The 26,109-nt window shown below is 42.0% G+C and carries 23 protein-coding genes; 2 read left to right on the forward strand and 21 right to left on the reverse strand.

Features of this window, described 5'->3' with window-relative positions; translation table 11 throughout:
* Positions 1 to 237 precede the first annotated feature (237 nt).
* Positions 238 to 1,128, reverse strand: coding sequence for a tyrosine-type recombinase/integrase (locus tag LI015_RS16045; protein WP_002565703.1), 891 nt, complete (start codon positions 1,126 to 1,128; stop codon positions 238 to 240).
* Positions 1,129 to 1,712: 584 nt separating this feature from the next.
* Positions 1,713 to 1,859, reverse strand: coding sequence for a hypothetical protein (locus LI015_RS16050; RefSeq protein ID WP_007036520.1), 147 nt, complete (start codon positions 1,857 to 1,859; stop codon positions 1,713 to 1,715).
* An 878-nt stretch (positions 1,860 to 2,737) separates the two neighbouring features.
* Here LI015_RS16050 and LI015_RS16055 point away from each other — a divergent pair.
* Both LI015_RS16055 and LI015_RS16060 read left to right on the forward strand, forming a co-directional pair.
* On the forward strand, positions 2,738 to 4,156 hold the full coding sequence (locus LI015_RS16055; RefSeq protein ID WP_002565704.1) for an MBOAT family O-acyltransferase: 1,419 nt from the start codon (positions 2,738 to 2,740) through the stop codon (positions 4,154 to 4,156).
* Positions 4,157 to 4,173: 17 nt separating this feature from the next.
* Complete coding sequence (locus tag LI015_RS16060) at positions 4,174 to 5,142, forward strand: GDSL-type esterase/lipase family protein (protein ID WP_002565705.1); 969 nt, start codon at positions 4,174 to 4,176, stop codon at positions 5,140 to 5,142.
* A 624-nt stretch (positions 5,143 to 5,766) separates the two neighbouring features.
* On the opposite strand, the gene LI015_RS16065 is transcribed toward LI015_RS16060, so the two are convergent.
* The 19 genes from LI015_RS16065 to LI015_RS16160 form a co-directional block, all read right to left on the reverse strand.
* Entirely contained in the window at positions 5,767 to 6,477 is a 711-nt protein-coding gene (locus LI015_RS16065) for an MgtC/SapB family protein (protein ID WP_002571363.1), read from the reverse strand.
* Between the two features lie 17 nt (positions 6,478 to 6,494).
* Positions 6,495 to 7,373: a sigma-70 family RNA polymerase sigma factor gene (locus LI015_RS16070; RefSeq protein ID WP_002565707.1), complete on the reverse strand. Its 879-nt coding sequence runs from the start codon at positions 7,371 to 7,373 to the stop codon at positions 6,495 to 6,497.
* A gap of 345 nt (positions 7,374 to 7,718) precedes the next feature.
* Positions 7,719 to 8,285 (reverse strand): 50S ribosomal protein L25/general stress protein Ctc, encoded by a 567-nt coding sequence (locus tag LI015_RS16075; protein ID WP_002565708.1) that lies wholly within the window; start codon positions 8,283 to 8,285, stop codon positions 7,719 to 7,721.
* A gap of 743 nt (positions 8,286 to 9,028) precedes the next feature.
* On the reverse strand, positions 9,029 to 9,175 hold the full coding sequence (locus LI015_RS16085; RefSeq protein WP_007036529.1) for a hypothetical protein: 147 nt from the start codon (positions 9,173 to 9,175) through the stop codon (positions 9,029 to 9,031).
* 52 nt (positions 9,176 to 9,227) lie between these two features.
* The gene (gene rpmG, locus LI015_RS16090; protein WP_002571364.1) at positions 9,228 to 9,377 is read right to left on the reverse strand and encodes a 50S ribosomal protein L33; all 150 of its coding nucleotides are present in this window, start codon (positions 9,375 to 9,377) and stop codon (positions 9,228 to 9,230) included.
* A 141-nt stretch (positions 9,378 to 9,518) separates the two neighbouring features.
* Positions 9,519 to 9,614, reverse strand: coding sequence for an uS14 family ribosomal protein (locus LI015_RS29050; protein ID WP_080548689.1), 96 nt, complete (start codon positions 9,612 to 9,614; stop codon positions 9,519 to 9,521).
* A 121-nt stretch (positions 9,615 to 9,735) separates the two neighbouring features.
* Complete coding sequence (locus LI015_RS16100) at positions 9,736 to 10,689, reverse strand: TIGR03943 family putative permease subunit (protein ID WP_002565709.1); 954 nt, start codon at positions 10,687 to 10,689, stop codon at positions 9,736 to 9,738.
* Positions 10,686 to 12,245, reverse strand: a complete 1,560-nt coding sequence (locus tag LI015_RS16105) for a permease (protein ID WP_002565710.1) — start codon at positions 12,243 to 12,245, stop codon at positions 10,686 to 10,688. The genes LI015_RS16100 and LI015_RS16105 overlap by 4 nt, the downstream gene beginning before the upstream one ends.
* The gene (locus LI015_RS16110) at positions 12,242 to 13,216 is read right to left on the reverse strand and encodes a CobW family GTP-binding protein (protein WP_002565711.1); all 975 of its coding nucleotides are present in this window, start codon (positions 13,214 to 13,216) and stop codon (positions 12,242 to 12,244) included. The genes LI015_RS16105 and LI015_RS16110 overlap by 4 nt, the downstream gene beginning before the upstream one ends.
* A 43-nt stretch (positions 13,217 to 13,259) precedes the next feature.
* A complete protein-coding gene (locus tag LI015_RS16115; RefSeq protein WP_002565712.1) occupies positions 13,260 to 14,774 on the reverse strand; it encodes a polysaccharide deacetylase family protein in 1,515 nt (504 codons plus the stop codon).
* A 10-nt stretch (positions 14,775 to 14,784) separates the two neighbouring features.
* Positions 14,785 to 15,582, reverse strand: a complete 798-nt coding sequence (locus tag LI015_RS16120) for a metal ABC transporter permease (RefSeq protein WP_002565713.1) — start codon at positions 15,580 to 15,582, stop codon at positions 14,785 to 14,787.
* Positions 15,569 to 16,276 (reverse strand): metal ABC transporter ATP-binding protein, encoded by a 708-nt coding sequence (locus tag LI015_RS16125; RefSeq protein WP_002565714.1) that lies wholly within the window; start codon positions 16,274 to 16,276, stop codon positions 15,569 to 15,571. The genes LI015_RS16120 and LI015_RS16125 overlap by 14 nt, the downstream gene beginning before the upstream one ends.
* A gap of 23 nt (positions 16,277 to 16,299) precedes the next feature.
* On the reverse strand, positions 16,300 to 17,394 hold the full coding sequence (locus LI015_RS16130; RefSeq protein ID WP_002571365.1) for a metal ABC transporter substrate-binding protein: 1,095 nt from the start codon (positions 17,392 to 17,394) through the stop codon (positions 16,300 to 16,302).
* 182 nt (positions 17,395 to 17,576) lie between these two features.
* Positions 17,577 to 17,888 (reverse strand): hypothetical protein, encoded by a 312-nt coding sequence (locus tag LI015_RS16135; RefSeq protein WP_002565716.1) that lies wholly within the window; start codon positions 17,886 to 17,888, stop codon positions 17,577 to 17,579.
* 442 nt (positions 17,889 to 18,330) lie between these two features.
* The gene (locus tag LI015_RS16140; protein WP_002565717.1) at positions 18,331 to 18,765 is read right to left on the reverse strand and encodes a Fur family transcriptional regulator; all 435 of its coding nucleotides are present in this window, start codon (positions 18,763 to 18,765) and stop codon (positions 18,331 to 18,333) included.
* A gap of 238 nt (positions 18,766 to 19,003) precedes the next feature.
* Positions 19,004 to 19,195 carry a hypothetical protein gene (locus tag LI015_RS16145; protein WP_128132532.1) on the reverse strand — a complete coding sequence of 64 codons (192 nt, stop codon included), beginning with the start codon at positions 19,193 to 19,195 and terminating at the stop codon, positions 19,004 to 19,006.
* Between the two features lie 476 nt (positions 19,196 to 19,671).
* On the reverse strand, positions 19,672 to 23,940 hold the full coding sequence (locus tag LI015_RS16150) for a non-ribosomal peptide synthetase (protein WP_002571366.1): 4,269 nt from the start codon (positions 23,938 to 23,940) through the stop codon (positions 19,672 to 19,674).
* Positions 23,927 to 25,027: a Gfo/Idh/MocA family oxidoreductase gene (locus LI015_RS16155; protein WP_002565719.1), complete on the reverse strand. Its 1,101-nt coding sequence runs from the start codon at positions 25,025 to 25,027 to the stop codon at positions 23,927 to 23,929. The genes LI015_RS16150 and LI015_RS16155 overlap by 14 nt, the downstream gene beginning before the upstream one ends.
* Positions 25,028 to 25,029: 2 nt before the next feature.
* Complete coding sequence (locus LI015_RS16160) at positions 25,030 to 26,106, reverse strand: saccharopine dehydrogenase NADP-binding domain-containing protein (protein WP_002565720.1); 1,077 nt, start codon at positions 26,104 to 26,106, stop codon at positions 25,030 to 25,032.
* Positions 26,107 to 26,109 lie beyond the last annotated feature (3 nt).

A 26,109-nucleotide genomic window follows, 5' to 3' on the forward strand; every position in this document is an offset into this window, starting at 1 on the left:
TTTCTCTTTTGTTGTAAATCTGCTTCAAAATTCAGTGGAAAGAAGGCGAAAACCTAGTAGAAAAAGTTTTTTAGAATCTAAAACTCATAGATGCAAACAATACAAATAGGCCAACCCCAAAAAAATCAGTTGGCCATTTTATTATGTCTAAAAACATAATATTACAATATTTATTAAGAATTTCTGTAGACTTCTTTCGAAATATGTAGTAAAATAATTGTGATTGTATGAATGTTTTTACAACAAAAGAGAAAATTTGTTGTAAAAGTCAAACAATACTTCGAGTTTTTCTAATTGTCTCATATGGTTGCGTCCGCTTTCCATTGTATAAATCCTTGTTGTATTAATATTGCTATGCCCTAATATATCCGCAAGTCTAACCAGGTTTTTTTCCTGTTCATAATAGAGCCTGGCAAACAAATGACGAAAATTATGCGGAAATACCTTATCCCATAATACATCGGCTCCTTCACACAGTTTTTTCATGTTTCGCCATATATTGCTTCTGTCAAGTGCCTTCCCGCTTCTTGTCACAAAGATCATCCCACTGTCAATATGACTTTTCTTTGCGTAGTCCAGCAACATATAACACAAACGGGAAGTCAAGAAAACAGTCCTTATTCTCCCTTTGCATTCAACTTCTGCCCTTCCCTGTTTTACGGCCTCTATAGTAATATAGGGAACTTCAGAAACTCGTATTCCTGTAGCGCATATAGTCTGAAGAAGCATTGCCATTCTTTCATCACCCTTCTTGTAAGCGCATTTCACCAAACGCTTATATTCATCTCTATCTATTTCCCTGCTTTCCGGACAAAATACTCTGCGGCTTACCTTCAAAAATTTTGTCCGGCAATCCTGCCATGCATTATGCGTCAAAAATCCATTGACTGCTGCCAGTGCACTGTTGACCGTCACCGGAGCCATTCTCTCTCTCAGTATTCCTTTCCACATAATTACATCTCTTTTCTCTACACTCTTCCCATTCATGTATTGCATAAATAGCAATAAATAATGCTTGTATTGTTTAATAGTTCCACTGCTTTTCTCACATCCATAAAGCCATTCGCAATATCTGTTAACAGATTCCTGCGTAACAATTCGTTTTACCAGCCTTCCATTTCTTTTCATCAAATTCTGCTCCTTACATTATATGGTTTTTATAATTATTTATAGTGCCCTGATTATAGACGATTATCCTTATTGCTAAACAAAAAATGACTGTTCCTTTTAAGCACCCTGTAAGAAGTAAACATTTTTAAAAATAATAAAAGTTTGTTTTCTTCATAGCTATAGTATTAATCTTTAATCAATATAAAAGTTGCCACAAAATCACCAAAATAGTTCATTGAGTTATACCTAGCTCTATACACAAAAAAATCAGAAAGAACTCTCACTTTTACAGAGCTCCCCTGATTTTTGGAAACATTATTAATCATCTTCCTTTCACAATCTCATAATATACGTATGACTTTTATGATGCTTGTGCCTCGTACTGTGCAATTTTTTAATACTTCATGATGATCTGAATTAAAAGATGTTCCATGTCAATAACAATTTATATTAGATTTTCTCATTATAAAAATAGACATCTTACAATTGATATGTAATTCTATCACACAGGAAGTCTATTTTTAATTTTTTACAAATATCTGAATTTTATCTGTTAAATTAACAATGTGTCCGCTTTCATTTTTCAATCTTTATTTTTCCTTTCAATTCTCCCTCATCCTATTTTCCGATTGAAAGCACGGATAAACGTATCCTTCCTCAGGCTTCCTGGATACTTCAATGCTCTGAGCCTTTAAAATCAGGGACTCTCCATCCTCGCTGATTTCAAATGCGCCTGTTACCGTCACCATTTAGTCTTCTTTGAATGTCACTTCACTGTCCATCAGAAAACTCATTGGGCTTAAATCCGCGGCACAGCAGCACCACATGGACAGACGGACCAGGGCAAGATCGCATTTTAGGGATATCCGTAGTACGGAAGACAAATCCTTTTATTACAACGGTATAACCTTCTTACTTTTCATAACAATCACTCAATTCATAGATCCGTGTGTAGTAATCTCCATCTGCAATCGTAATGTTTTTTCTACCTCATCCAGACCTTTTAAGTCATACCATGGATTTTCTTCTCTGGAAGACTGTCTGCTATCATCTTCTGGATATGCATCGTTTTCGCTGTATCCCTCCATTTCTGTATTTTCCCCGTCCGGCAGCCCTGAACCTGATTCTCCATCGGATAGCGGCCTCTGGGATTCGCCTCCTTCCGCCGGCAATATCTGTCTTACTTCTGCCCCTCCCCATCCTCAAAAAATTCCAAGGAATAGGTGACACTGCCAGAAGATGCCAACAGCTCCATCCAGGCACATAGGTTCAGCATATGTGTCGTTGCGTATCGCAAGGAGAAGAACCTTGTAGCAATACCTGCGCTGGCCGATTGAGCACTGGTTTGAGGAATGCTAAAACTATCTTGATATAAGCCATTATAATGGTTGCATTTATACAGAATAGGCACATCATACAGCGCATTTGTTTACCACATAAATGCAGCGGTTGATAAAAGGGCAACTGATAGTGCCCATAGCAGTCTGGCTATTGCACAGTATGATAGAGTACACAGCTGTTCGCTGTAATATTATATAAAAATTTACATTTTAATGAAACTTTTTTAACTCTCGCTCCATCTAATATAAATGAGTTACCCATACTGTACTTACTGGAGGAATGAAAAATGGTTTTCAGCAGCCTTGTTTTCCTATTTCACTTTCTGCCCCTGTTTTTACTGTTGTACTATATATGTCCCGCAAAATGGAAAAACGCCGTTCTGTTTGCCGGCAGCCTTATATTCTATATTTACGGCGTAAAAAATGAGCCCTGGTACTTTTTCTTATTTCTGCTATCCGTCCTGGTAAATTACCATATTGGCCTCCTTCTGGGACGGCGCAGATGGCTTGAACACCGGAAAAAATGGCTGATATTCGGACTCTGCTATAACCTGATCTGGTTGTTCCTATTTAAATATTCCGGCTTTTTTGCAGGAAATCTAAATTGGATCTTTAAAAAAATGGGAATTGGATTTTCCATCCAGATTCCGGAGTTTCCATTACCTGTCGGAATCAGCTTTTACACCTTTCAAGCCATCTCCTACCTCGCTGATGTTTATAGAAAGGATGTTCTTCACGAAACTTCCTTTATCAACTATGGCACGTATATCACCATGTTTCCACAGCTAATTGCTGGTCCTATCGTCACTTACGCTTCCGTACGTAAGCAAATCCACCAGCGTAGCCATTACCTAAAAAATGTTGAAAACGGTTTGCGGGAATTTACGATTGGTCTGGGGCTCAAAGTTCTTCTAGCCAACCAGGTTGGGCGGCTGTGGAGCCAGGTAGGGGCCATTGGCTACGAAAGTATTTCAACTCCTTTTGCCTGGCTGGGTCTGGCCGCATTCAGTTTTCAGATTTACTTTGATTTTTATAGCTACTCCCTGATGGCAAAGGGACTTGGACAGTTGATGGGATTTTCTCTGCCGGACAATTTCAACTATCCGTATCTATCCCTGTCCATGACCGAATTCTGGCGTAGATGGCACATGACTCTGGGCGGTTGGTTCCGGGATTACATCTATATCCCACTGGGCGGTAATCGCTGTGGCAAAGCCACAACGATTCGCAATATGCTAGTGGTCTGGCTACTGACCGGATTATGGCACGGGGCAAGCTGGAATTTTATCCTATGGGGAAGTGTCATTTTCCTGCTCATGCTCATCGAGAAGATGGGGCTGAAACATTTACTGGACGGCTGTCCCCTAATCGGCCATCTCTATATGATAATGGCCATCCCGCTGACCTGGTTGAGCTTTGCAGTGACGGATCTGGTACAGATGAAAATTTATCTTCTACGCCTGTTCCCCTTTCTCGCTCCTGAAAAACAGTCTCTTTATTTTGCGGGAGATTTCCTGAAATATGGCCGGATTTATGTGCTGTCCTTGACTCTCAGCCTAATCTTTATAACACAGCTGCCTCGTAAACTCTATAAACAGTGGAAGCGCTCCTTTCTGACTGCGGTAATCCTACTAGCCGTTTTCTGGCTCTGCGTTTACCTTATAAAAATGGGCGCGGACGATCCATTTTTGTACTTCAGATTTTAAATTAGGAGATTACAACTATGAAGAAATACTGGTATACCTTACTTCTGGCTTTCAGCCTTCTTATATCAGCCATCATATCTACATTACCCGCCTCCGTTTACGGCATTGTTACCTCTGTCTTCGTCCGGGTATGTAGCAATGGTCAGGAAATGATTGAAAATATCGATGCAGAACTTTCTGCCGTAAAACACGACCACCCGGAAACAAGCCAAACTGAAAATACACATCCGGAGGAGCCGGCTATTCATGATACTGCTCATGTAGTTCCAAAACATTCTGCCCATAAAAATGATTCCTCAGAAAGCGTTTCCATGGAAGCTTCTTCTTTCGACAGCATAGACACCACATCGGAACCCGCAACTTCTGCACCGCAAACTCCCGCTGCTACCTCTGTGGGGCCCAGCTATATCCCTCCAAACCCTGACTTTACCAGCACCCTGTTCATTGGCGACTCCAGAACTGTGGGGCTTTTCGAATATGGTGATTTAGGAAACGCCGAGATTTTTGCCAACTCTGGAATGAGTGTGTTCAACCTGTTTGAATCCACCGTAAAGACCAAAAGCGGCTTAAAACAAAATCTGGAGGAAGTCCTTTTCCAACAACAATACCACACCATATATCTGATGCTGGGCATCAACGAACTGGGCTACGATTACAACAGTATTATCCGTAAATACCAGTCTGTCGTGGATACCATCAAGGCCCGTCAGCCGAACGCTATGATTGTGTTGGAGGCCAACCTCCACGTAACTGCCGAAAAATCCGCCTCCAGCAATACCTATACCAATGAAAAAATCAACCAGATAAACAGTGGCATCAGAGCTATCGCAGAAAACAGCGATTGCTGCTATATCGATGTCAATGACATTTTCGATGATGAAAACGGTGCTCTGAAGACCACCTATTCCACTGATGGTTCCCACGTGCTCGGAAAGTATTACTCTGTCTGGACAGATTGGTTAAAAGGGAAGTCCCCGGACGTCTAAACCTGTTTACCAAAAAGAAAATCTTATGTTACACTGTAGAAAGTATAAAAATACAAGAAAGCATCCCATAAAACAAACTTCCTTCGGCACTTTCATGTCCACCGCCCCTCACTCATGAGGGGTGTAGGAGTTTCTTTTTTCCAACTAAAAAAAGCCGTTTCTCCCCTTCCTATAGGAACATATATAACCTAAAATGGGCTTTTCGTATGTCCTATAAACTGTTTTCCAGCTTCCATCGGCCCTGTGTTTTTACTATTCGTAAAAACTCCGCGTGTCTCAACTGCCTGTTTCGTGCTGCCAGGAATGTTATTCTATGCATGTTTTTTAACTTATTAAATGCGCAAACTTTATCCCCGGCTTATCTTCCCTCTCCATATCTTCGAGTGAAATTCAAAATGTAATCCCCCACATCCATGCTCTTATTTCTGAAGGTGGTTTAAACAGCTTCACCGCTTGGCCCCCTCATACTCATTCTAATTATGGCCTCCTATAAGGTTCTTTGGGCAATCTCCCCTTACAGTTACCTAGAAAGACCTGTCATTGCCTTTTCTAGGATTTTGATGCCTATAGTAGAGATAGGCTTTCGTCCAAAAAAAGAAAAAGCCACTCAATAAAGGAACTTTTCTAAGCAATTTCTTTGACATATTCTATCCCTTCAATTTCGTTTAAATGGTTTAAAACTTCTTGATGATTTACTTTTTTTACTAAATCCAACGAAAAAATAAGAACGCCCAAATCCTTATCCAGAGTTTTTATCTTGCTTCTTTGCATCTCAAACACGTCAAACCCTCGTTTTTCTATATAATCTACCAGATTACGAAATGAAAATTCTATATTATGCTCTATATAAATCTCCATACTTCTAGCATGCTGTTTAATATAAACATCTATTTTTTTTAATAAAACAAGTGCAAACACTGTAAATAAGATTCCAATAAATGCACCCGAATAAAATCCAGTTCCAACAGCCAATCCCAATGATGCTGCAACCCATAAACCGGCTGCTGTAGTTAACCCTCTGATTTCATTTTGTCTTGTCACGATAATAGTACCAGCCCCTAAAAAACCGATTCCGCTTATAACCTGTGCCCCAAATCTTGTTGGATCACTCCCCGGTATAACTGTAGTAATATATTGATTTGTTAACATATAAATTGTCGCCCCTACTGAAACAAGAACATAGGTCATAAATCCTGCTGGTCTATTTTTTATTCCTCTTTCTGCTCCAAGAATTCCTCCAATACAAAGAGAAACAAATATTCGAAAAATGATAGCAGCTACTGTTAATTCGCCTGTTACAGTAATCTTATGAAAGAAAAACTTCATAATCTCCATATTTCTCCCCCTTCAGTCTATCCCAAAATAAACTCTCTCAAATATCGGCTTCTATTTGGATGTCTTAACTTTCTTAATGCTTTCATCTCAATCTGCCGTATTCTTTCTCTTGTCACACCCATTTGCTTTCCAACTTCTTCCAAGGTATGCGGATTCTGACCATTTAATCCGAACCGCAAAGCCAAAATTGTCTGTTCACGAGGTCTCAAGCACTCCATTTGACGACTAATTTCCCTCTGCATAGCATTTTCCATTGCCTGTTCCTCTATTGATGGGGTAAGTGTATCTTCAACAAAATCTCCCAGAGTAGCTTCTTCCCCCACTGGGGTCTCAAGTGAAATCGTATGGTTCATATTCATAAGTATCTTTTCTATCTTACCCTCTGAAAATCCGGTGATATCTTTTAATTTCTCTGGTGTAACAATATCATTCTGCTGCATGATTTCATGTGTTGCTCTTTTTACTTTTTGTATATCTTCACAAAAATGTACGGGTAAGCGTATTGCTTTATCCAAAACTGAAATTGCTCGTGTGATTGCCTGCTTAATCCACCATGATGCATAGGTTGAAAAACGAAATCCGAGTTCAGGATTATATTTTTCAACAGCTTTTATCAATCCTAGATTTCCTTCTTGAATTAAATCTAATAATGTCAATGATTGTGTATATGTAACATATTTTTTAGCCTGATTGATTACTAACCTCAAATTAGAGGAAATCATTTTCTGCCGTGCTTCATCACTGCCTTCCTGTATCAAATATGCAAGTTCTATTTCTTCTTCTTTTGTCAATAGAGGACCTACTCCAGCCTGCTTTAAATACCATTGAACAGAATCTGTCTCTATCTCATATACATTATCCACTTTTGCTTTCTCCAAAGTCTTTTCCTGTTTCAATCCTTTTCCTCCTTCCACTCTCAGTTATCCATAAATCGCTGTATGTCTTCTTTGTTATATTCATTTTAAGAAGCAATTCAAAATAGAAATCCACATAATTCTGTGCCTGTGCAGCAATACATCGTGCCTGCAACAATTGCATTACATAAAGAGATTTTGTTTTTAAATTTATGTAAGAAATAAAAAGAAGAACTTTTTCAACACAAAAGCATAGCAAAAGTTCTTCTTTTTTTCTTTATGTGTGTTGAACACGTTAAATGTTATACGAATTATGTCAATCTATTCGTAATCACGCCATTTCCAAATTTTTATGAATCATCTACCGCCCCAAGAGTTCCATAACAATTACTCCGCTTCCTTAACTTCAACATGGTGTTTTCTCTCGCTGACACGAAGTACAATTTCTTCTGAATCAACCTTTAATTCTATCTTATCACTCATAAGTTCCGGAATATCTTTCACAGTCAAAATAGTTCCAACCGTAATACCATCCAAATCTACTGTTATCGTGTCAATCATATCTCCAGGTAATGAAGCGTATGGTATCTCCATGAGCATCTTATCAAGCTGTCCTGGTATTTTGTCATCATTTACAAGGAGAATATGAATGACACTGTTCACCTTTTCATCTGCTGTTAGTGCTTGAAAACTGATATGCTGAATTTGTCCTTTAATTGTATCTATTTCTTTTTCTTTAATCTGAACCGGCAGTCCGGTTCCCTCTAAGTCCAGCATAAGTTTACTTCCCTCACGTTTCTGGTGAAGCAGTCTGCGAGCATCACTTTCTTTTAACTGAATTGAAATCGGATCTGGCAGGGACTTTCCGAATACATTGGCCGGAATGAATCCCAGACGTCTTAATTTTTTTGCCTTAATGGCGCCTTCTCTTCTCTGAACACAAATTGTTTCCATTGTTTTTCCCTCCTGATTTTAAATTTTTTGTTTTCCTCAAACGATTTCTTAAAAACAAAATCTAAAGAATATAACAAAAAGAAGAGCCTTTTCATATGGCACCAAAGTGTAATATCAAAAGCCCTTCTTTTTAGACGGTTCTTTTCTATAAGATTTTGTTGGATTGAGTATAGCATACTATCCAGAAAAAAGCAACTTCACTAAATTTCAAATCTTATTTAAAATAGCTCCATCAGTTGTTCATAGTTTGGAATATCTATAGCAAAACCGCCACAATCCTTATATCCGATTTCTTTCACCTCCCTCGTATAATATTTTGTAAGCAAGAAAAACAGCTTACAGACTTAATCCTTTTTTGTTAGACAGAAAGGACAAACTAAACATTGTCAAGCTGACCTTTACCAGCGGTGTGAATCAGGCATCGGAGGAATACACTCCGCATCTGGAAGTAGAACGTTGTCCACTGTGCGGCATTGCAACTGAATGAAAATGGTGTATGCCCTAAGTATGGTTACAAGAATTACGCATCCATTTAGGAGGGCCAGCATTGCTTGCCCTCCTCAGACTGTAGACAAAGCGGCTCTGGGATTTGCATCCCAGAGCCATTTTTCTTTTATTAACCGAATTGTGTAAAATAGACCTTGTGACTGGGCCTTCTTCCTCCAGGAGTCCCCATTTGACCTTAATCTTCGCCAGCTTTTAAGATTCATGAAGGCAAATGTAAGCCCGACTTTCATTTCCATTCAGGCTTTTCCAAACATCTGCATATACCAGAATTCATGATTCTCCTTTGCACTTGCGCTCCCCCGTTCAATGGTTTCTTTTCTTAGCGAATATAATTCTTTCATCCCAAATGTATGACAAATATCTTTACACGTTTCCATCTTCATAATAACGACTTCGCCTGAAATATTGTACTAAAAGCAAAAACAATCCAACGTTTTATTTTGTTTCTTTATGAAGCAAATATTTCCGAAGCCTCGGACAATATTTCATTACCTCCATCCGTTCCGGGTGCTTCTGCTTATTTTTAGTTGTTGCATAGGTTCTGTCGTGGCACTCCATACATGCCAATGTTACCTTGACTCTCATGAGCACATTTTCCTTTCCGGATTTCACACCGTCAAATGTTTATTTTTTTATCCATAAATCTCCTTTAGTTTTCCAACTTGCTTTCCAGATTCGCGACAGTCCGCCTCTGTAGACCAGTTTCTAAAATACAATCTGTCCTCTTTATTTGAGCAGATATCTATGATAATGGCCGGTAATCCGGCAGCGGTTATGCAGCCGGATCGGGGAGGCATTCTTTGGGAGGCTGATTAATGCCACATGGTTCCCCCTCCTCTTTTAATTTCTGGCACAGTTTCCTGTATTGCTCCACTGTATTCTGCTCCTGTTTTACTTTTCAATCTTTGATTTTCATTTTAATTCTACTTCATCGTTGCTTTTATTAAAAATATGGATAAATATATTCTTCTTCGGGTTTTTCGGCCGCTTCTATATTTTGGGCCTTTAAAATCAGAGATGCTCCATCCTCGCTGATTCCAAATGTACCCTTTACCGTCACCCAGTCGTCATCCTTGAATGTCACTTCATTGTCACTATCCACCAGAAAACCAATTGGGCTTAGATCCGCGGCACAGCACCACATGGACAGCCGGACCAGGGCAAAATCGCACTTTTTTTGAATGTCTGGAGCACGGTAGACAAACCCTTTCATTACAATGGTATAGCCTTCATACTTTTCATAAAAGTTACTCAGTTCATACATCCATGTGTAGTAATCTTCATCTGCAATCGTAATGGTTTTTTCCGCCTCGTCCAGACCATTTAAGTCATACCATGGATTTTCTTCTCCGGAGGACTGTCCGGTATCATCTTCTGGATAAGCATCAGTTCCGCTGTATCCATCCGTTTCTGTATTTTCCCCGTCCGGCAGCCCTGAACCTGATTCTCCATCGGAGAAAGGCCCCCTGGATTCTCCTCCGGCCGCAGGCAATGTCTGTCTCACAGTACTCCCCGCTGTCTGCCGCCCCGGATTTCCCGCCATCTGGCCGCCGCCATTTCCGGAACTCATGGAAAAACCGGAGCTCTCATAGCTTCTGACCATACTGCTCCCCCTAGGATCGGCCGGATGGAAGACAAGCAGCAGAATCGGGATAATAAAAACAAAAGAACGGGCCATCTTTACCCGATACCGGGGTGTCAGTAAGTACCTTCCTGTAAACACCGCCCATAAAAACATTAAAGCAGACATGCCGTAAAGATACGGCTTCATCCTTGGAGTCACATAATTTAAATACCCGCCTGAATAAGTAAGCTGAAACAACAGGTATCCAAACAACAGATAACAGATACATTCTGTCAATACCTGAAGGTTGATTCCTTTTCCCCGCAGCGTCATATTCTGATTCCTCCGCTTCCCCCTGTCATAAATACACCTATCACAAGAAAACAGACAAGAAATGTGGTTGCAAAAAGACGAATAACAAAACTGGATTTAAAACCTGAAAGCAACATGGCAGCATTTTTGATGTCCATCATAGGGCCGAACACCAAAAATCCCAGGACAGCCCCCACCGGAAGGCTCCCGGCCATACTTCTGGCCACTACCGCATCGGAGGAGGAACAGAGGGACAACACAAAGGCCAACCCCATCATCACCAGAAGCGCTTTCCACGGCGCCGCGGCGCCGCCTGCGGCAACTGCCCGTGGAATCATATCCTGAAACAAGGTGGATGCAAAGATTCCGGTAAGCAGGAATTTGCCCACTGAGAAAAATTCATTCTGCGCGTGCTGCATCATCAGAGAAAAACGGGACAACTGAGTCCTCTTTTCTACCAGAAGGCTGTAATCCCCACACGCCGCCTGGATAGGCATGGCATCTTCCACCAGATAATTCACAGGCGGTTTAAAAAGATAGGTCAATCCACAGAGTACAGAGCACAATATACCCAGGCCGCATCTGGCCGCGATAATCTTGTAATTGCCATTAAACGCATACCAGGTGGAGAGGATGACTACCGGATTAATCACCGGGGATACCAGCATAAAGGTCACAGCAGCCGGTATGGGTACCCCCTTTTTGACCAGACCTTTGAATACAGGAATGGATGCACAGTCGCATACCGGCAAGCAAAAACCGGCAAGCACTGCAAAGAGCTGGCCAGCCAGAATTTTTCTGGGGAATCTTCTCTGAATCCAGTCTGGCTTTAAATAAACCTGAATCAGGGAGGAAAGCAGGACACCAACAGCCAAAAAGGGCGCTGCCTGCAGAAAAACCCCAAGGAATATGCTTATATACCGTTCTGGCAAAGCCCCCGCATCATTTAGCATGGAAAAAGCTGCCATATACAACATGACCGCAGTCAGAAGCATCAGGAACCAATGCCGAGGCTTCATACCGAAACGGAACAAGGCGCGTACAAAACGGTTCCAGCTGGTATAGACCTGGATATCTGGGTTGCAGCCATAAAGAACATCCATGCCATTCCGAGATTTCCGATTCCCCTTCAGTCTCACGTAAGCACAGTCGCAGCCCGCAATCTGTGAAAATGTTGCCACTCCTGCATCTGGAATCCTGGTCTTAAAGCTGGCTCCCTCCGCTGCATAAACCACCTTTTCAATACTCAGCACTGCTTTTGCAGAAAACTGGAGAAGCATTTTCTCCAGTTTATGGAAATGCTCCATCCCGTTCCATTCAATCAGAATTAAATCAGGTCTGTGTTTATCAATGTAGTGAATGATGGTATCGGCAATGCCGAATGGACTCTGTTCCAACTGGCTCTTGGAGAATGCCAGTTTCTTCACACGTTCTTGTTCTATCAGAGGTGTTTCGCCTGATTCAAACTGGATGACCAGGATATCCAGTTCATCCAGTTCCTGTTCAGCCAACTGGTTGATGAGCGTGGTCTTTCCCGAATCCAGCAGTCCAGTTATGACCCATACCGGTGTTGTCATGTTGTTTCCTCTCTGAATAATGTATGTATCTGCTGTTCATCCAGGCCGGTGCCTATGAAGCAAACCTGGTTCCCAACTATGTTTGCGGGTTCAATGCTTAAACTACCAGGCAGATAGTGGAATACCAATCCCCGGCGTCCATCTGCCACAATCCCTTTTCCTCGGAGGATTTCCCCCTCTGCATGTTTCACAACATGCAGAATCTTTTTCCCCAGCCGCTCCTCCGTAATGGGTTCTTTCCACTCAATAGTAACAGAAGAAAAGACATCCCTGGCGAAGTGACGCCTGATAAAACCGGTTCTACGGGATGGTTCCCTGCAGCTGCGAATCCGCACAGGTTTCATAGAGACCGCTGCTTCCATTTCTAGCTTAAAAATGTTGCTGTTTCGCGGGCCATACCGGAATACAGATGCAGGAATGGATTCCCAAAAATCCGCCTCGACTCTGGCTTCAGGATTCATTTCCTGAATTTTAATCTTAACCGATTGAATTTCCTGCCCCCCTTCCTCTTGGTGACTTAGCAGTATCAAATCAGCATAAGCAATCTGATCCTCAAAAAATCCCCCGTAATTTTTTCTATATTTATCAAATGACCGTATATCCACCACGGTTATTGTCCTTTTCAGATGGATAAGGCCCCTGTCCTCCTGTTTTAAACAGATTTTAATCAGATCGGATAATCTGACCACGCCGGATGGTTCCACCAATACGGCATCCGGTATGTAGTCCTTTAATATGCGTTCCATCGCTTTCTCAAAGTCTCCGGTCAGACTGCAGCAGATACACCCATCGCTTAAACTGGTAACCGCCAAGTTGCATTCCTTGAGCAGCCCGGCATCAATCCCGGCCTCCCCAAAGTCATTTTCAATCACAACCAGTTTCTTGTTCTTGAACGCGGAATGCACCATGGTTTTAATCAGTGTCGTCTTTCCCGCTCCTAAAAAGCCAGATATCACATAAACATCCGTCATATACACTCCTTTCTGCCGGCCGCTTCCAACCAACCGGTATTGCTTACTTCCATCCAACCGGTGTTGGCCTGCGCGCATCAAATACCGTATTCACATCAATTAAGTCGGACAGCCTATTTGCACCGCAGCCATAATCCATCCACAGCCGGTAGCCGTCCAGGTTCCGTCTGGCCTGCCGGAGGAACTGGCCTCCTGTTTCCACCCAATATGGTCTGGAATCCACATTACAGAAGTACCTGAAGCCCAGGCTCTGCAAGTATCGGTATTTTTCATTTTCTTCCGTATAGGGCCTCCAGTCCCCCACATCGGATCCAAAGGGATAAATCATGATGTCGCAGGGATCGGGAAGCAGAGGAGCCACATTCTTTTCCCATCGCTCAATATCTGCTTTCATATGTTCAAGGTCAATTTTCCCGTAATCCCGATGTCCCCAGGAGTGGGAAGCAAACTCATAACCATCCTCTTTCAGTGCCTGTGTTAGTTTTTTTACATAGGCCCGGTCTTCCTCGATATTGGGATTTGGTTTCATGTCTGGATCATAGTTTGGAGAAGCCGGATCGTACGTTTCATCGGTACGGTATCCCAGGACACCGTTATATCCAGTCAGGGCCAAGATTGCCTTGGCCCCTCTGTAGCTAAAATCCGGATGTTCCTCCACGAAACGGTCGAGAATGGGAACTAAGTCATATTCCCCAATCCAGACAGTTCCATCCTGATCCATGTATTCGCAAACTGGTTTCCCACGATCATCCAAAAGTATTTTACGCGCGCAGCCAGACCCCTCCATGTATTCATAGTAATTGACATCATCCTGGCTCATAACAAATGCTTTTTTGCCCGGGGGAAGCAGGATTTTCTTCGCTCTCATCTGTTCCATCCCTGTTTCGTCCTCACTCACCTCCGCCAAATCGTGAATGCCGACCAGCACATAACCTCTCTGATACATCTGAGTCAGGATCGCTTCAAATTCCGGAACCGTGGTCATCACAGAATTGTAGCCCTTGCCCTGGGCTGTGTCTAGAAATGTCCTTCCTGGGTCTTCTACCAGAATATGAAAGAATATATGGGTAATCTGGTAAATGTCCTGTTCCACCAGAGTTTTCTTTACCGCTTCAATATCAGAAAGTTTTTCCCCAATCCTCGGATCTTCCTTATCAGCCCCGTTTCCTACAAGCAGCTCCACAGCCCTGTCATAGTCATACTGGGAAACGGCTCTATCCACCTGGGCCAGCAGTTCATCCGTCTTGTCAAATAAGGATAGTGAAGCTTTCTCACCAGGAGATGACGAAGCTTCCTTGCCAGAAGCCGAAGCTGACTCTGCGGCAGATGCCGTGGTCGATATTTCCCTATCACCCAGAAGTATTCTCATTTTAAACAACAGACCGCCTGTAGCCAGCAGGCAGACGCAAATTATAGCCAGGCAGAGGTATCGGTTCTTACCTCTTCTTAGGCCTATCCTTCTCTGTAGTCTCCCTCTAACTGTTCTTTTAATATACAAATCCCTGCCGCAATATTTCCCTACTGTTCCGTACTGCTTTTTTCTCTTTTGCAATTTCATATAATTATTTTCATCTCAGAATTCTCTTTCCTACAAACACTAGTATCAAAACCAATACTCCCACTAGCACAATCGTGCCGCCCGGCTTCAATCCCAGGTAGTACGCAGCGAACAAGCCTGTAATCATAAACAGAATATCCAGAACCACCGCCAAAATAAGCGTCTGACGGTAACTCGTTCCAAACTGCATGGCGCAGGCCACGGGAACCACCATCATGGATGAGACGATGAGAGCCCCCACCGTCCTTGCAGCGACAGAAACTGTCACCGCGATTAAAACAGTAAACAGAAAGTTCACTGTCTTTACGGGCACCCCGGCCAGCCTGGCGCTTTGTTCGTCCAGAGACACATAAAACAGTTCTTTGTACATAAGCAGAAACATAAGCAGAACCGCCATGCTGACGGCGATTACCAGATACAACTCCCCGTTACTGATTGCCACAATACTTCCAAACAGGAAGCTGTTGAAATTGGCTGCATTTTTAATAAATCCTGACAAAACGCCCGCCAGGCCAATCCCGGCAGACATAATGATAGCAATGGACATTTCCGAAAATCTGGGAATCTTCCTGCGTATCGCCTCAATCCCAATAGCGGCAACCACGCAGGCAGCCGCAGCGGTCAAGACAGGATTCAGCCCCAGGAGCAGCCCGGCCGCCACCCCAGCCAGCGAGGTATGGGACAGGGCGTCCCCAATCATGGACAGACGCTTACATACAATCACTAGCCCGATACACGGGATGATGGCCGCCAGAAGAATGCCCACAATAAAGGCCCGCTGCATGAACGCATATTCAAAGATTTCCATGCTCTCCCTCCTCTCTGCCTGGCTGGACCAATTTCATCTTCTCATCTTCTAAAAGCCAGATATCGTCTGCATAAGCCATGAGCCGTTTCCGATCATGAGTTACAATCCAGATGGTCACCCCCTGCTCCCGGTTAATCTGATACAGCAGCCGGTAAAATAAGGTAGTACTGTCTTCGTCCATACCGGAAGTGGGTTCATCCAGCAGCAAAAGCCGCGGGGCGTTTATCAGCGCCCTTGCCAGCAGGACCCTCTGTTGCTGCCCTCCGGATAGTCGGCCAATCAGCCGTTTTGCAAAATCTCCCATACCGACTTGATGCAGCACACGGCGAACCTGCTCCCTCTCCCTTTTTCCGGCAAACCGGAACTTTCCAATTTGGGTGTATAGACCTGCTTGGACAAACTCCTCTACGGAAGCGGGAAAATTCTGACAGGATGCCATACCGTTTTGGGAAACGTAGCTGATCTTCTTCCAGTCTTTAAACTGCCGAATCTCCTGCCCCAGAAGTTCAATCTTACCTGTTTGTCCACTTAGCGGAAGTTCCCCCAGCATGAGCTTTATCAGGGTGCTTTTTCCTGCCCCGTTTGGTCCCAATAGAACCGCAAATCGGCCCTCGGGAACAGTAAAATTGATATTCTTTAATATCTGGGTATTTCCATAGGAAAAATCCAGTCCTTTCACTGCAATGACATCCATCATCAGTACTCCTGTTCCTGTTTTTATTCAAGTGCAGCTTTCAGCTGCTTTAAGTTATCCTCCATCACAGAGAAATAATCTGCGCCATTTTTTAGTTCCTCATCGCTTAATCCTTCTAGTGGATTTAACACCCGGGTCTGGGCTCCTGTTTCCGCCGCAATTGTCTCGGCCACCTTCGGGCTTACCAGTTCTTCAAAGAAAATAACTTTGACGTGATTGGCCTTTACAAAGTCAATGATCTCCGCCATTCTTGCCGGGTCCGGTTCCGAATCAGGAGACAATCCCTCGATGCCCATCTGAGTCAGTCCATAGGCATCGCAGAGATAACCGAACGCTTCATGAGACACTACAATGCTCTTATTAGGCAGGGCAGACAACGTATCTTTATATTCCTGATCCAGTTTATCAAACTCGGCTGTATAGGTCTGATAATTTTTTTCATAGTAATCTTTGTTTTCCGGGTCTGCCTTAACGTAAGCATTCTTAATGTTTTCCATTTCTTTCTTTGCGTTCACAGGGCTGAGCCATACATGGGGATCAAACTGGCCGTGGTCATGGCCATGTTCTTCTTCCTCTGTGTGTTCCTCCGCTCCCTTATGTTCTTCCTCATCATGAATGTGTCCTGATCTGAGTGTAACTCCGGCGGAAGCTTCCACCGATACCAACTTCTTTGTTTCCAGGCTAGCAAGCACATCCTCCACCCAATGCTCCATACCCCCGCCGCTGTAGACAAAAAGAGCCGCTTCCTCCAAATTCTTAATATCGGCTGCGGCCGGTTCCCAGTCATGGGGCTCTGTGCCGGCCGGAACCATATTGGTCACCTCCGCTTTATCACCGCCGATTTTGACAGCAAAATCATACATAGGATAAAAGCTGGCCATTACCTTCAGCTTCTGTCCGTCCGTATCCTTTGATTCAATCCCAGCATCGGTGTTCTCTGCCTCCATTGACGCCTCGCCCATACTCTTATCTCCACCTGCCACAGCGGTGGTTGAAGCCTGGTCTGTATCAGAAGCCCCTGGTGCAGCGGTGGTACCTGAGCACCCTGAAAGCATAGCAACAGAAACCATTGCTGTCACAGCCAGTGTGCAGAATGTAGAATTTAATTTTTTATTCATAATAATCATCCTCCTGAAATGTGTTTTTTTACAGTAATAGCAGGTATACAAGCACACAAAAAACAAGGCGTGTTCCCAGTCCAAACGTATCTCCGCCAAACCGTGTATCCTGATACACAGAGTACACCATCCCAGAGGATAACGGTTATATGGATAGAAAACAGCCTTGTTGAAAGAAAGTTTTAATTATCTAATCGGATTTTTAAGCTGACCAAAGAAACCGGGCACAGATAGAGTCCAGTCTGGTAAGATGATAAGAGTTTTTGAGTAATGATATATGCAAAGATGACGATGGCTCCTGTTCCTGCTGCTTCTGTTATCAAGCGGATCGTAGCAGCGCATTCCTGAAGCTCCGCGCAGACAGGACAATCCTCACCTGTACACTCATGTTCTATATGTGTGACAATAAAAAAGCCAGAGAGAAGCAGCACAGCGGTTACAAGAAACGCTGTCACGAACGCAAAGATTCTTTTATGCTCATCTAAATAGTCCACTTCATCTCCTCCTTTTTTTTTATCTTGAACGGATGTTATCTCATTCCACTATCAGTTTTTAACCTATGGACTCTCCATTGACTAAAACCAATGATCTTCCTGTTTCATAGGTCTCGCAACCTGCCATCTCCTCAGACTTCAAAACGTCAATCGTTTATTCTAAGATATAGGTCCCTCTCCATTATCATTATTCTACAATCATCCAGAATTTTTTTAGAATACAATGACACAGAATGTGTTTGCAGCCTCCTCAATAATCTCAAGTAAGAGACAACTGATAAACGGTAGCTTTACCACGCCCCCGCCCTATCTCACTATTACTAAAAGAAACTAATTTGGGTGCCTGATAGCTACCTTGCTTGTAGTATTGACAAAGTTTTATCAGTATCCCTGCAAAAATACATTGCGTAACAAAACTTTCGTACGAAAGGCCATTTTGCCATCACAGACCAATCTTCGGGACAGACCTCTTATTGTTACAGCATTCACAATAGCCATACAAGATTGTGTGTTTCTGATCCAATTCGAAGCCATGTTCCTTATAAATATGTTCCAAAAAATCTGCCATTTTAGAACATTCAAGTGGAATAAGACGACCGCATCCCATACATACCAATTTCCCCAGCTTGTCCCAATCTTCTTCACCCGCAAAACAATAACGTACTTTGGTACCATCCTCCATCGGAAGCTTCATCATCTTTCCATCATCGACCATGCGTTCCAATACCCGGTATACAGTTGTCTGCCCAACGACCACTCCCTTCTCCCTAAGACAGTCCATGAATTGGCTCACTGTGAGAAAACGCCACTTTTGTTTTTTCAGACACTCTAATATGAGATCTTGTTGCTTCGTCTTGTATCTGCCTCGTTCAGACATATAAGTGCTCCCCAATTTGAAATTAATTTTTATTTTTATATTATAGACGTTTTCAGAATAATGTCAAGATGTCAATTTAATTTATAGATACCCAGCATCCTCTTAAAAAATCACACAGCATTGTGACTATGCTAATTCCAGACAACGCATCGTCCCCCAGCTCCCCTTCCCTCAGGTAAAAGATTGTGTTCACTAGTTCTTCCGGCTCCAGCACTATTCCCATCACGTCAAGGACCGCTTACCTACCTTTTTTCGTCATCAGCCAGTCCTCTGCCCTTGCCATCCCGGTCTTTCCATAGGTGGCAGACAACTCTTTCAGGTATATGCTGTTCTCATAGCTTTCACAATTTGTGTTCAGGGACTCATCCTCATAGCATGGTGGCAGTATTTCTCTGTCCAAATAGCGGATATGCTTACCTGTATTACTCATCTCCTGTACGGAATCCATCAGAGTGGATTTCACAAATTCACTATATGTCTTGTAATCTTATTTTCCAACAACCGCCCTGAAATTACGATTATACACTGGCTGATCATATGAAAACCATAATGTTGCACGATTAATGTCATAATTTATTATTTCTCTATTCAAAATTCACGATTATATTAAACTCTACCCTATTGCGCAATAGCTATTCATCCCCGGATTCATAGCATAACTCTGGCTACAAGTTTCGTTTGAAATCTTCTCCTTTTTTCTTAGAACAGACATCCGGTCTCCCCATTGCCTTTCAGTATGCCCTTCTATTGTTAATACTAAACTTTGCGGGCTGTCATGAAGCAGCATAGACCGAGTATTATTTTTATTTGACATCATATCACATCCTTTTCTTTTAACTGCCAGCCTTTTAAGTTACCAAAAATGTTTTATTTTGTAGAAGCAGTAATCTCGATGTACAATGTCCATCATTCTTTTAAGTCACATAATGAGCCTGCCAAATATTCTGCATTCTCTTTCTGTTCCACACAAGTATAATGGTTTCCAGGGGTTTCGATAACGTTAAAAGCTCCTAATGCCAATCCCTCCCATGTCTCCAACACCATTTTCTTAAATCCCACTTCGCCCTCCGGGGCAAAGAAATAATTTATTGTACCTAAATACGGGCATATTTCATAATGCATGGCTTCAAATGTCGCAACGCAAACCTGATATAAACTCTTAATAAGCTCCATCGGCATCTCTACATTCGTATTCTTTTTACACTGTACTGCGTATAATCCGAACCGTTCTTCTTTCTGCATCGTTGCCAATTCTCTGAAAAAGTTACCTAACTGCTCCCGTTCGGTTGTTCCAGATATACTTGTCAGAAAGCCCTTATTAATTACTCCTTTTTTCATTGATTCCTGGACTATAATCTGCTCGTACAGCGCAGGATTCGGCATCTCAATATCTGCGTAAGAAACTGGGATATTGTCCAAAAACATCATTTCCATTAGCAGTTCATCTTCTACCTTAAATGAAGGAGGCAATAAAAGGCTGTCTAATATTGAGAGTGACTTCACGGTTATCGAATTTTCATTAAGGCGGTTTGCCGTCTCTAATGCTATAACACCACCGAAACAATACCCTATCAAACTTACGGCCTTTACCTGATAACTACAGATTATTTGGGAATATATATCTGATAACATCCAAATCAAATTAGTTGACGGTATTGAACAATACTTATTCGTATCTTTAATACCTATCCCAATCACTTTTTCTCCCTTACTTGCAATTAAAGAATCTGCAAGATAGTCGAAACGATTAAATGAACCTAAAGCACCATGGAATATTATACTAAGTCCTTTCTCCAGATCTCCGCCATATTCCCTCACAAATACAAGTTCAGAGTTTGTGTCCTCCATTTTCTTCTCTTCGACTTCCGTTTCTGTATTATTCCTAATGAACTCCGACAGTTTTTGAATGGTCGGATTATAAATCAGTTCTCTCAGTAAAGCGTCAAAGGCAATATCCTTAGAAATTTGTTCTCTAACTTTTGTAGCCATCTGGGCGAGTATTAGTGAATCCGCTCCCAAGTCATAGAAATTGTCAAATACCCCAGCTGCGCTTTGGGGAACAACGCTGTTCCAAAGCTCTATCAGTTTATTCTGTAGTTCATCAGGATTTTCTTCCCGCAGTTCTTTTCCTTCTGCGTTTTCCTGTTTAATGATTAACTTTTTAATTTTATCCCGGTCTATTTTCCCATTGGCAGTCAGCGGAAACTCTTCTACCGAAATAATATCCGCAGGAATCATATACTTTGGTAAATACGCTTCTAAATATTGTTTTAAATCAGAATTCTTCACATTCCCTTGAACAGTCTTTACAAAAGCATAAATATCCGTTTTTACCTCATTCAGCACCACCATAGCCTGTGAAACAGATTTATGCTGTTCCAGAGTAGACTGGATCTCTCCTAATTCAATACGGTGTCCTCTCAGCTTTATCTGATTATCATTTCGCCCCTTAAACTCAATCTCACCATTAGGCAGATAACAGCCATTATCCCCTGTTTTATACATTCTGCCATTTTCTCTGCCCGTAACAAACTTTGCCTCTGTCAGCTTATGGTCATTATAATACCCTTCGGCAAGACCTGTTCCCCAAATACAAAGTTCTCCTGTCACGTATACCGGGCATGGGCGTCCTTTTGCATCATAAATAGAGAATCCCTGATTCGATAGAGGTTTGCCATAAGGTATACTCACCTCACGTATCTCATTATCAACACATTCATGATATATGGACCAGATAGAGGCTTCCGTTGCACCGCCTAAGCTGATAACCATGGCATCACCAGCACATTTTTGTATATCCCCAGGCATGCCTACCGGAATCCAGTCTCCTGATAACAGCACGATGCGAAGTGGCAGCTTCTCATTCTTACCGGCAAAATAACCGGTTAAAATCTGCATAAACGCGGGTACGGAATTCCAGATGGTGATTTCATATTCCTGTATAAGCTCTACCCAATGAGACGGGTCCATGTATCTTGAGAGTTTTGGATAAACCAAGGTTCCTCCGCATGATAATAATCCAAAAATATCATAGACCGACAAATCAAAATTAAGTTTTGACAGCCCTAACACTGAATCCTGACTACTGACGAAAAATTTCTGGTTAATATCTTTAATTGTATTCCAAGCAGCTTTATGTGTGATAGCCACACCTTTAGGAACACCAGTAGTTCCTGAAGTAAAAATAATATATGCCAAATCATCGGGGGTTCCTCGCAATATCATACTGTCATTACTTATTGCCTCGATCTGGTCAACCGGTAACACCGGCACATGTTCAAAAACTGCACTATGACCCGAATGAATAAGAACTGCTTTTATATCAGCATTGGCTACGATTGTGTTCCAACGCTGTTCCGGCTGCTCTATGTCAACAGGCACATAAATGCAAGAAGTATATAAAATACCTAATACCGCAGCTACCTGAAATCGACTTTTGGGGAGCAAAACTGCAATATTGCTGCCTGGTTTAATCCCCATTTCACTCAGGCGGTCCGCAATCCCTAACGCCATATGATGAAGTTCCAAATATGTAAATTTATCTGCAGAATCAATCACTGCTGTTTTTGCAGGTTGCTTCTTAACCTGTTCCAGGAACTCGTCATACAGCATTTGAGGAGATATCTCTTTTTCAGTACTGTTTATGCCGGCTATCCGCTCCAGCTGCCATGAAGGCAGTTCCAGTTCAGAAACCTTTGTCCAGTTCACATCAGTTTCTGCCAACTCCAAAAGCCTGCTACGGAAGGTTTCAAACATATCCTTAATCAACCCATCAGGAAATACACCGTTTCTAACATCCCAATCCGCCTGTAATCCATATTCTCCGTCCATGACCTGGCAGTCTATGAATACTTGTGGTGTCTGGCTAATTCCATTTCCGTGAAACTCACCTTGCAGCTTCTTATCAGAAAGGCCAATAGCGCTGGTAAAAACAATTGGCATTAAGGCATGTTCCCTTCCTTTTTTCCTCGATATTTCCCTGATGACCTCAACACCATTAAACAAACGATGATCCAAATCTTCAAACAATTGGCCTGATATCTCTCGGGCCTTTTCAATAAAAGGCTTCGATTTTTCCATACGTGTTTCCAAAAGGCTTACAGATGTAAAATCTCCAACAATTTCCTCTACCTTCTGGTGAATGGGCGCTCTGTTGAGAACGGTGAGATTAATACAAAATTCTGATGTCTGACTCCACCGTTCCATTACTTCTGCATAAGCTGTCAATACCACTGCCGTTGGCGTTATTCCAAAATGATTGGAGTATCTTTTTAATCTATTCCATTTTTCCTGATCAATCTCCATAAAATATCTTGAAAAATCACTCCTGTTTTTAATTGGATTTCTAAGTATCGGAAGCTCCGGAGCCTTTGGCAAACTTTCTATTCTATTTAACCAGTACTCCTTATCAACCTTATACTGTTCTGTTTCTTTCAATTTTCTCTCGGCTATCAAATAGTCCCTGAATGTCACTCCCACTTCAGGCAACAATTGTTCCGGTGTGAAATAAAGTGTTTCAAACTCGTATAATAGCATCCAAATACTTTTCCAATCTGCAATTAAAAATTCCATTGAAAAGTGAAGAATGGATTCCTTATCTGTATGGCTCACTGCAATTTCAAACATGGGCCAGCTTCCAAGTTCATATATAGCATTTCCCATACGATTTCTAATTTTTTCGAGAGCCTTACCAGCCTCAGAAATATGTAAAAGATCATACTCCTGTATTTTAAATTCATTTACTTCCGGTAATACCTGCTGTGTTCCATTTTCATTAACAATGGCTCTCAGCATCTCATGTCTGGCAATCAAACGCTGCCATGCTGCCTGTACCTTATCCACATGTAACTCACTATATGTTAATTCCATATAAACATGGCATGCTACCCCACCATATTCAAAAGTATCTTTTCTTCCCAATGCATAGGCAGCCTGTACATCTGTAAGCGCAAATGGTTTGTACATATCCTCTGGGGCAGATATGATTCTTATATCCTCAGCGTGCTCTTTGAAATACTGAATCAAAGCTTCTTTATTCTCTTTCAGCAACAAAATATCATCATGATTTATTCCATGAGAGGCTCTGTACTTTAATTTTTCTCCATCCATAAATAGGGTGATTCCCTTATTTTTAAATAACTCTAAAATTATTTTCATGTTCTCAACATGATTCATATTCATGCCTCCTCTGTTCTTGAACACTCTTTTCCAATATATCGGTAAGGGTGGCCTTACTCAATTTCTTGTCCATTATATCCGCATATCCCAGATATTTTGTCATCTCATTCCACTGCCTTGAGCAAATCATCTCTTTCTGTCCTTTGGCGTTGAGCAGCCGTTTATCGCTAATTCCCTTTAAAACCAGCAGGAGATCCTTCTTTACAGCCTCCGGCCATATATCTGTGATAATCTGTTTAAAATTCCGGCTGTGATATCCGCCTAAAATATGTCCCGTTTTTTCATACATGTATTCAGGAACTTCACTTTTCACATCGCCATAATTGTATAACTCCACAGGAATGTCAAGCCGCGGATTCCAAATTGCCGGCCCAAATGTGTCCTGCAGTGACAAATGTCCGCTCTCATACATATACGTTATACTATGAAGCAAATGCATGTTGTTATCCGGGTCCTTCGGGAATACCTCATTATGAATTTCCATGCATACCGGTATCTTATTTAAAGTACCTGTTATAACCCTAAATGGTCCAGCCTTAACATTACCGCTGAATTCCCATGAGCGGATATCTGGTAAGGAATTCATCAAAATATCCATTAACGGATAAGATACCTGCGGTGCAAAAGATAAGTTCATATATAGCGGACGGTCATGAATTTCATTTAATTTATGTGCACTTCGTATAAACGTTTCAACACCGTCAAGGTGGGGGTAAACATCTCCGGTTTGAAAATATACCCCATTCTTTAACGCAATACGATAGCACTCTTCCAAATCTTTAGGATGGATTGGCTGCTCCTGAATGACATTTATTCCATTTTCCAGGAAATGTGCCGCTATCTCAGTCCCTTTTCCGCCCAACGCCCTGGTTCTTATAACTACGCAGGCTAAGTCAATATCCTTTGGAACCTGCCGTATATCAGTATATAAAGTGGTATTGAAATTTGCCGCGCATCTTTTGGAACGTTCGCTCCCATTTGCTAAAATACCGACAATCTCAAATTTATCATTCAATCGTCTCAGAGCCTCAAGATAAAAGAGCCCAAATGTAGTGCCGCATACCACAGTTCGTATTTTCTGCATATTTATATTTCTCCTTCCTCAACAGCTGTTAAATCCTCTATTGATTTATCTACAATGCTTATCAGCAACCTTTGTCCAATCCTATCCAATATAGAAAAGAATTCATTCACTTCTTTTATCTTTCCTAATTCCCCTCCGATTTCCAACTCCTTTGTATTATCCAGCAAAAGGGCAGATGCCGCTGCTACTGTACCTGTCATATACTCTGCTGTTGGTGCTTTTACCTGCATGGTGCGAATCATATGTTTACCCGCTGTCTCTCCGGATATCTGAATTACAAAACCTGCATATTCCGTTCTTCCTAATGTATCGACATAAGTAGCCAAGCACAAATCTTCAACTGCTTTATCAGAATCCATTTTATAACTGTCAGCCGCCGTGTTCATAAAATTGTGCGTGCACTCCCCCTCCAATGCCATGAACCATTTTGAAACATTACACTTTGTAATCCGTTCTACATGCTCACATTCCTCATCATAATATGGGTATAAATAAGCTTCGTTTATGGAAAGAGGAAGAAGTTTCCTTCTTGCCTCTCTCCTCTTTGATGGTAATTCCATTCTGTTGTCAAATACCCCATCTAAATAGTCTGCCGCAGCTGTCTTAGTGAACTTTCCCAAAGCGCAATAATATACTTCTATCTGGTGTATCTCTTCAACTTGCTGGGCCAGATATTTTGGCAACACGCCTGATAATCCAGGGATTGCACCGGCTTTACAAAGAATCCTTTTATCGCCATATCTTTTAAATATTTGGTCCATCGCTTTACCATATCCAACGTCCACATACCCAATTCCCATATTCAATACCGCTTCCGCCAGTTCGGATGCATGATTATAGGTAGGGCCGGCGCAATTTAAAATAATTGTGCAATCCTCAGCAAATTGCTTTACACTATGAATGTTTTTGAAATCCACCTGCCTGAATTCCACTGCGGCGTTATCAGGCAATGACCTTGCCAATTTTTCAAATTGTTCCTTATTCCTTCCCCCCACTTTGATGTATGCACTGGAAAAACGCGTTAAAGCCTGGGTCGCCCATTGGCCAACATTACCACTGCCTCCAATAATTCCTATCATGTA

This window comes from Enterocloster sp. 210928-DFI.2.20 (genome assembly GCF_020554465.1).
Taxonomy (GTDB): domain Bacteria; phylum Bacillota; class Clostridia; order Lachnospirales; family Lachnospiraceae; genus Enterocloster; species Enterocloster bolteae.

Coding starts and splice junctions, on each gene's coding strand:
- LI015_RS16115 (WP_002565712.1), bottom strand. CDS start 14,774: ATGAAATTGCAAAAGAGAAAAAAGCAGTACGGAACAGTAGGGAAATAT.
- LI015_RS16050 (WP_007036520.1), bottom strand. CDS start 1,859: ATGGTGACGGTAACAGGCGCATTTGAAATCAGCGAGGATGGAGAGTCC.
- LI015_RS16055 (WP_002565704.1), top strand. CDS start 2,738: ATGGTTTTCAGCAGCCTTGTTTTCCTATTTCACTTTCTGCCCCTGTTT.
- LI015_RS16155 (WP_002565719.1), bottom strand. CDS start 25,027: ATGCAGAAAATACGAACTGTGGTATGCGGCACTACATTTGGGCTCTTT.
- LI015_RS16075 (WP_002565708.1), bottom strand. CDS start 8,285: ATGGAAACAATTTGTGTTCAGAGAAGAGAAGGCGCCATTAAGGCAAAA.
- LI015_RS16160 (WP_002565720.1), bottom strand. CDS start 26,106: ATGATAGGAATTATTGGAGGCAGTGGTAATGTTGGCCAATGGGCGACC.
- LI015_RS16120 (WP_002565713.1), bottom strand. CDS start 15,582: ATGGAAATCTTTGAATATGCGTTCATGCAGCGGGCCTTTATTGTGGGC.
- LI015_RS16145 (WP_128132532.1), bottom strand. CDS start 19,195: ATGAGTAATACAGGTAAGCATATCCGCTATTTGGACAGAGAAATACTG.
- rpmG (WP_002571364.1), bottom strand. CDS start 9,377: ATGAGAGTCAAGGTAACATTGGCATGTATGGAGTGCCACGACAGAACC.
- LI015_RS16110 (WP_002565711.1), bottom strand. CDS start 13,216: ATGACGGATGTTTATGTGATATCTGGCTTTTTAGGAGCGGGAAAGACG.
- LI015_RS16140 (WP_002565717.1), bottom strand. CDS start 18,765: ATGTCTGAACGAGGCAGATACAAGACGAAGCAACAAGATCTCATATTA.
- LI015_RS16150 (WP_002571366.1), bottom strand. CDS start 23,940: ATGAATCATGTTGAGAACATGAAAATAATTTTAGAGTTATTTAAAAAT.
- LI015_RS16085 (WP_007036529.1), bottom strand. CDS start 9,175: ATGAAGATGGAAACGTGTAAAGATATTTGTCATACATTTGGGATGAAA.
- LI015_RS16100 (WP_002565709.1), bottom strand. CDS start 10,689: ATGACGCTGCGGGGAAAAGGAATCAACCTTCAGGTATTGACAGAATGT.
- LI015_RS16130 (WP_002571365.1), bottom strand. CDS start 17,394: ATGAATAAAAAATTAAATTCTACATTCTGCACACTGGCTGTGACAGCA.
- LI015_RS16060 (WP_002565705.1), top strand. CDS start 4,174: ATGAAGAAATACTGGTATACCTTACTTCTGGCTTTCAGCCTTCTTATA.
- LI015_RS16045 (WP_002565703.1), bottom strand. CDS start 1,128: ATGAAAAGAAATGGAAGGCTGGTAAAACGAATTGTTACGCAGGAATCT.
- LI015_RS16125 (WP_002565714.1), bottom strand. CDS start 16,276: ATGGATGTCATTGCAGTGAAAGGACTGGATTTTTCCTATGGAAATACC.
- LI015_RS16105 (WP_002565710.1), bottom strand. CDS start 12,245: ATGACAACACCGGTATGGGTCATAACTGGACTGCTGGATTCGGGAAAG.
- LI015_RS16065 (WP_002571363.1), bottom strand. CDS start 6,477: ATGGAGATTATGAAGTTTTTCTTTCATAAGATTACTGTAACAGGCGAA.